This window comes from Gabonia massiliensis, assembly GCF_001403595.1.
In the GTDB taxonomy this organism is placed as follows: domain Bacteria; phylum Bacteroidota; class Bacteroidia; order Bacteroidales; family Coprobacteraceae; genus Coprobacter; species Coprobacter secundus.
In genome coordinates, this window is sequence record NZ_LN877940.1 from 853,482 (window position 1) to 860,893 (window position 7,412).

Annotated in this window: 4 protein-coding genes; 3 read left to right on the top strand and 1 reads right to left on the bottom strand. The window is 38.9% G+C overall.

What is annotated here, in order from left to right:
- The first annotated feature begins 2 nt into the window (after window positions 1-2).
- The 3 genes from BN2628_RS13385 (at window position 3) to BN2628_RS13395 (ending at window position 6,158) form a co-directional block, all read left to right on the top strand.
- A complete protein-coding gene (locus BN2628_RS13385) occupies window positions 3-3,158 on the top strand; it encodes an alpha-L-fucosidase (protein WP_055097664.1) in 3,156 nt (1,051 codons plus the stop codon).
- Window positions 3,159-3,214: 56 nt separating this feature from the next.
- Window positions 3,215-4,495 (top strand): glucoamylase family protein, encoded by a 1,281-nt coding sequence (locus BN2628_RS13390; protein ID WP_246469216.1) that lies wholly within the window; start codon window positions 3,215-3,217, stop codon window positions 4,493-4,495.
- 205 nt (window positions 4,496-4,700) lie between these two features.
- Entirely contained in the window at window positions 4,701-6,158 is a 1,458-nt protein-coding gene (locus BN2628_RS13395) for a T9SS type A sorting domain-containing protein (protein ID WP_055097668.1), read from the top strand.
- 79 nt (window positions 6,159-6,237) lie between these two features.
- On the opposite strand, the gene BN2628_RS13400 is transcribed toward BN2628_RS13395, so the two are convergent.
- Window positions 6,238-7,344: a glycoside hydrolase family 43 protein gene (locus tag BN2628_RS13400; protein WP_021931871.1), complete on the bottom strand. Its 1,107-nt coding sequence runs from the start codon at window positions 7,342-7,344 to the stop codon at window positions 6,238-6,240.
- Window positions 7,345-7,412 lie beyond the last annotated feature (68 nt).

A 7,412-nucleotide genomic window follows, 5' to 3' on the forward strand; every position in this document is an offset into this window, starting at 1 on the left:
TAATGAAAATCAAGAATCTCTTATTTAGTATGGCTCTGATTTGCAGTTTGCCGATACAGGCACAAGATCAGCTAATCGATGATTTTGAGAATGGAAAATTGAATTTTTCTTCTAATGGAGGAGAAATGGGAAATTTTCAGTATGAAGTGGTTACTAATCCTTCTAAATCGGGGATTAATACCAGTGAATACGTGTTGAAGTTTAAGCGGACAGTCGCTAATACACCGAACTGGGGTGGTTATTGGTTTGATCTGAAAGAAGAAATTCAGTCCTTAGTAAAACCCCAGGAATATCGTTATGCCCATGTGAAATATTACCGTATTGATGAACAATCGTATATGAAGGTGAAAATAGAGCAATCTACTGCCGGAGGTGCTGCTAAAGAAATGGCAAGTATAAATGCTCCTCAGAAACTAAATAAATGGGAAGATCTTGTTTTTGATTTTGAAGGAGCGGTAGGACCTTATTCACGTATGACGTTAATGCCCGATTTCGTGTCCGACCGTCCGGCTGGAATTGAAGTATATATCGACGATATTCGGTTCAATAATGACCCCAATCCTCTATCCATTTTTACCGAAATGATACCACAGGATGTTACGTTTTCAGAACTTACCGCAATTTCTGTAAAGTTGGAATGGGTGAATATCGGGGAGGCAGTGTCTTATACCGTCTATAATAATGGAGTCGAAATGAAAACGGTGACAACACCATTTGTGACATTGACCGAATTAACACCTGCAACGGAATATAAGATTACGATAAAAGCGAATAATGCCGATTGTGAACAGTCCGATGCCAGTGCGGAGGTTATATTTACAACGTTGAAAGCCGGAGAGCTGGCGATGGTCACAGGTTTGGTCAATATGGATAAGATAAAAGAACCCACGACCGATTCAAGCCATCCACAAGGATGGATTTATAGGGAGAATAAATATGAAGATAAAATTAATCTGGAATGGAATGCGGTGTATAACGCGACTCGATATGAAATATATAAAAATGGTGTGAAAGTAGATGAAACCACTGATACTAAATATACAATAAACGGTTTACAGCCGCATACTATTTATTATTTCCAAGTAAAAGCAGTTAATGAAGAGGGTGATTCCTCCGAATTAACACCAAAATTATATGCTCAGACAAAAGAAACGGATGAACAGCGGAACGAACGTATGGCTTGGTGGCGTGATGCCCGTTTTGGGATGATGATAACCTGGGGAGTACATTCTGCCTATGCAGGTGAATACAATGGTAAAAGAGCCGATAAACATAATGGAGAAGGAAATTATTCTGAATGGATTATGTTTGGGCAGAATATACCTGTAGAAGAATACAAGCTGAAAGCTGCCGATTTTACTTGTGAGAATTATGATCCAGAGGCATGGATGCAGGCTGCTGCAGATGCCGGAATGAAATATCTGGTATTTATTTCGAAACATCATGACGGTTTTGCCTTATGGGATTCTAAAGCATCAGACTGGAATGCTCTGAAGTCTTCGGGAGCACAGCGTGATGTTATGAGACCGTTGATTGAAGCGGCACGTAAACGTGGGATAAAAATAGGGATTTATTATTCTCATTCTTTAGATTGGGGGAATAAAGGAGGCTTAGGTTGGATGCCACAGATAAATAAGGCTCCTTATTTTGGCAAATGGGATGCCGAATCGCAAGAAAAATATGTGAATGAAGTATGTATACCTCAAATAAAAGAATTGCTGACAGAATACGGACAGGTAGATGTTTTTTGGTGGGATATGGGAGTTTCTGATCTTAGCTTGGAGTATGAGCAGAAGATGTTAGGTGCCATATATGAAAGCGGACAGGGTGATCACATTATTTTGAATAACCGTCTTCGTTTCGATGGTTCTACACCGGGAGACCATGAAACACCGGAACAGAGCATTCCTGGAGTACCGGCTACTGGTTATGCCGATGGCCATGATTGGGAAACCTGTATGACGATGAATGATAACTGGGGGTATAGTAAGCACGATACCGAATGGAAAACTCCGGCGGATGTTATTCGAAAGTTAATCGACATCGTTAGTAAAGGAGGTAATTTCTTGTTGAATGTAGGACCAAAAGCAGATGGTACATTTCCTGAACAATCCTCTTATATTTTGAGTGAGTTGCATAATTATATGCAAGTTAATGCAGAAGCGATACACGGTACACGTGCTTGTCCGTTAGAAAATGGAGTTCCTTTCGGAAGAGTTACTTCTAAAGTAGAAGGAGACCGGACGACATTGTATTTACACGTGTTCGACTGGCCTGCCGACGGTAAATTGCTTGTTCCTGGGTTATATAACGCTAATGCTGAAATATCGTTGTTAAAAGACGGTTCATCATTGCATTATACGGTAGAAGAACAGGGATTAACGATTCAGGTTCCCGCTGAAGCTCCGACAACTTATAGTTCGACTATCAAGGTTGTTGTAAATGAACCGTTGGACATGCATGTTGCTCCGGTAGTACAAGATGAGGACGGTACATTGACATTGACTGCCGAGACAGCGATTTTACAAGATGAAACCGGAATTTGCCGGGAAACTTTAAGTGATGGAAAAGTGAGCCTGGGTTGTTGGAAAGGAGTACCTTCTACACAGGAGTTGGTACAGTGGTATACTAAAATAACCAAAACCGGAAGCTTTAAGGTGAAAGGAGAGATTGCTGCATTCGATTCCGGTAATTTTACGCTAAGTAACGATAATAGTCAATCCCGGATTTCTTTTGTGGGTACAGGAGGATGGAACCCTGAAAATTTTAAACTGATTGAAATGGGTACGTTCGACATTTCTCAAGCCGGATTACAAAATATAAATTTGACTACGGTTGCCGATGGATGGCATCCTCTTGGATTACGCAAATTGGTATTAGAACCGGCTACTATGACGAGTTTAGATGAAAATCAGGATATTCCGATACGGATTTTTGTGAAAGATAACAAAATCTATTGTGAATTACAAGTAAAACAGGACTGTAATGTAAATTTCTTTCTTTACAATATGCAAGGTGAATTGCTATATCAGGACAGAAATAATTATTTGAACGCTGGCTTTCATACTTTGTCGTTCGTCCCGAGACATAGTGGTTTATTATTGGGTAAGGTGATTGTAGGAAATAAAGTTGTTGCTCAGAAAGTAAGTATTAAGTAGGTTTTAGCTTTCAAAAGATAGGTAAACCTGTTAGTAAATAAAATTGTATGAGTAAAATGTTTATAGTGATAATTCTAAGTCTAAGTACTGTTATCCAGGTTTTTGGAAAATGTGTGCTCACAGATGAGGAATTGTTGAACTTGACACAAAAACAAACTTTTCGTTATTTTTGGGACTATGCTCATCCGGTTAGCGGTTTGGCAAGGGAACGTTCCAACCGTACTCCTGAAACGGTAACTATCGGAGGTTCGGGCTTTGGAGTAATGGCCCTGATTGTAGGCATAGAACGATGTTTTATTACTCGTGAGCAGGGAGCTGAACGGTTATTGACGATGGTAGATTTTCTTCAAAATAAGGCAACACGTTATCATGGTATGTGGGCTCATTGGATAAACGGGACGACCGGTAAAACTATACCTTTCAGCCCGAAAGATAATGGAGCTGATATTGTGGAGAGTTCGTTCATGTTTGAGGGGCTTTTGACGGCACGACAATATTTTAACCGGAATAATGATGTTGAAACCCGAATTAGGGTTATTATTGATACTCTTTGGAATGAAGCAGAGTGGACTTGGTTTACACAGGGAAGAAATGTCTTATATTGGCATTGGTCTCCGAATTATGGTTTTGAAATGAACCATGAGATACGCGGTTATAATGAGTGTCTGATTACTTATATACTGGCGGCGGCTGCACCGAAGTATTCGATAAATGCGGATGTTTATCACCAAGGGTGGGCTCGTTCCGGAGATATGGTCAATGGGAAAAGTTATTATGGCATTGAACTTCCCTTAGGCAGTGAGTATGGGGGACCGTTGTTTTTTTCTCATTATTCATATTTAGGACTTGACCCGAGAGGACTGAAAGATAAATATGCCGATTATGAAAATCAAGTGAAAGCACATACATTGATTAACCGGCAATATTGTATTGAAAATCCGAAGGGGTATTCCGGATATGGCAGTCAGTGTTGGGGGCTTACGGCTAGCGATGGAAATAACGGTTATTCTGCACATGCTCCGACAAATGATAAAGGTGTGATAACTCCGACTGCAGCATTATCGTCGGTTCCATATACCCCGGAGTATTCCATTGATGCTTTACGGTATTTTTATGAGGTTCAGGGGAATAATCTGTGGGGAGAATATGGTTTTAAAGACGCATTTAATCCCGGAGAAAACTGGTATGCCGATTCATATTTGGCGATTGACCAGGGTCCTATTATCGTCATGATTGAGAATTATAGGAGTCAGTTATTGTGGAATTTATTTATGTCTCATCCTGATGTGTCGGCCGGATTAAGAAAATTAGGTTTTGTTTCACCTTATTTTGAATAAGGTAGATGTCTGATTTTAAAAATATAGTCTTCGTATTCTATTGATTACTAAGACTATAATGAAGATAAAGAAAGAATGTAGTACTAAAATAGAGTTGTCTTAAAATTGTTTTTTTTCGATGAAGTATCGGTAATGTAGTCAGATATTTTAAAGATAGAAGAATGCAATATAGTTTTGATTCCATAAAATATAAAAACACGATAGCATGAAAAATTTATTACTAACAGTGGCACTATTGGCCGGAACATGGGGACTTTACGCTCAGACAAGTTTTGATTATGAACAGGCGACCGAGAAAATTTATGGTTTCGGTGACGATATCGATCCGATAACAGTCAAAATAATAGATAATCCGGTAGCAGGGGGTATCAATACCAGCCGGAAAGTGGTTTCATATCATACGACGGATGGACGCTGGTGTGGCTTGAAGCAGCGTATCGATGCGATGGATGTAATTCAGACAAAGAAAAAGTACCAGTATTTTTCAATAAAATTTTATCAGCCTGTCGCTACTACGGCAGAAGTACAGAAAATTCGTCTCAAATTGTTAGGCTCATGGATGGATCTTTCGGAGAGTGCGATTAAAACCGGTATTGAAAATGGTATATTTAGTGAGGGTGCATCTATGGATGATGAAACTTTATGGACTTTATTAACGGGAGAACAGGGGCAAGAATTTGCCTTCGATGGTTCTGAGGCTGATGGTACGAGCCCGGTTAATAAAATTGCCGGCGAATGGATCGAATTAAAATATGACATTTCATTATTAAATGAAAATATGTTTCCTGATGGGAAAATTTATGGTTTTGCCATAGAACCGACCAATGGAGCAGGAAAAGTTGGAGATTATATCTGCTATGTTGATGATGTTAAATTTATAGAGGATCCTAATCCAGATGTAGAGGTTCCGGCAGATAGTTATACCTATTATACTTTGGATGATTTTGAAGGTGAGACTAAAGCATGGGTAGGCATGGAAAATGCTTCATGGGAAATTGTCGATAATCCTTTATCCGGAGATTTAATTAATAATAGTGCTAAAGTTGCTAAGGTTACGCGGGTAGCTGGGTCGAATAATTGGGCCGGAATTATACTCGACGGATTAGCTTTGAATATGGGTACAAAAGCTGTAGATACATATCGTTATGCTCATGTAAAGGTTTATAAAACGACTGCTGGTGAAATGAACTTTAAGGTCGAAGGTGGTCCTGCCGGAGCCAGTCTCGAATCTCCGGGTGTGCCTTATACTCCTGACGGAAAATGGCAGAATATCGTTTTTGATTTAACTGGAGCAAAAGCCGGAGAGTATGCTAAAGCTTTTATTATGGTAGACAGAACGGACAATATCCCGGAAGACTATATTGTATATATTGATGATATTAAGTTGAGTAATACGAATGTTATAGAAGGTTCTACCAGCGATATAGAGAATGCGAAAATGGGAGATGTATATATAGTCGGGAATTCATTATATATAAATCCGGATGTTGCAACCAATGTCTCTGTAAAGATTTATGCACCGACAGGCCAGATGTTATCAGATGTTTTCGAAGGGAAAGTTCAGTCGGGTATGCAAAGTCTGTCATTAGACATGGCAAAAGGTTTGTATATTGTTTTTGTAAAGATAAATGGTCAGGTAAAAACGTTTAAAGTGATAAGATAAGGCTAAAATGTGAGTATTGGTATAGGATGGGAAAAGGCCGAGAAAAATAAAAATCTCGGCCTTTTTGGGCTGTATGTGTTTATTTTAATTGGGGAGTAGGCTGTGGTGTAGTCGTTGGCCCATGGACAATTAATTTGCCATCAGGTGTGATTTCCATTGGGTCGATAAATACAACACGAGCATCACCGGAATCTTTGGTTCGTCCATGGTAAACGCAATACATTTGTCCGTTGGGTAAAGATAATACCATATTATGTCCCGTACCTGTGACAATTCCTCCTTTAGGTGTATTTTTTTCTAAAACAGGATTATTATCGGCTTTAACGAATGGTCCTAAAGGATTTTTAGAAGTTGCGTATCCGACAGCATAATGTTCACCTTTATAATAGTTCCCGGAATACATCATATAGTATGTACCGTCATACTCAAAGATAAAAGAACCTTCGGTCCATCTCCGGTTGATTTCACCAGAGAGTACAGACCGACTTTCCCATTCGGCTTGAGGGTCATCTATTTTATAAGGTGGTTGTAATAGACATACCGGCTCCCCTATAATCCCGCTAAAATCTGGTTTCATTTCCACGCCATATACCCAGCTTTCTTCTATTTCTTGGAATTTTCCTTCTTCCTTCATTTTTTTTGAAATCTCACTTTCTACCGGATGTTTATAGCAGCACCGGGAATAGTAAAGGTATGTTTTCCCATTTTTATCAAAAAGTAAATTGGCGTCGATGATTGGATAACCCGGGTCAAAAATAGGACGGTCATACATTTCTGTAAAAGGTCCGGTGGGTTTGTCAGAAGCAGCTACACCTATTCGGAAAATTTCTTCTTCATTATTGGGGTTTTCTTTCCAGTTTGAACTATAAAACATATAATATTTTCCATTTTTTTCGTATACCTCAGGAGCCCAAAACATATCGGTACCCCAGGAAGATGTGTCAGCTTTATATGCTACACCTTCATCTGTCCAGTGTGTTAAATCTGTCGAGGAATGACATTTAAATCCTGCGAGTCCAGATTCGTCGGTACCATACATATAAAATTTTCCGTCAGAAGCATATAGGATAAAGGGGTCTCCAAATTTTACAGGAATAGGATTTGTAAAAGTTTTTACCGCTTTGTTGTTACATGATATGAAAAGAATGGCCGAAAACAATGCGATTAGAAAAAGGAATTTTTTCATAATTTCTATTTTTATATTTTTTGTTAGACAGACTTTTTGCAAAGATAAAAATATTCATAAAAATAAGG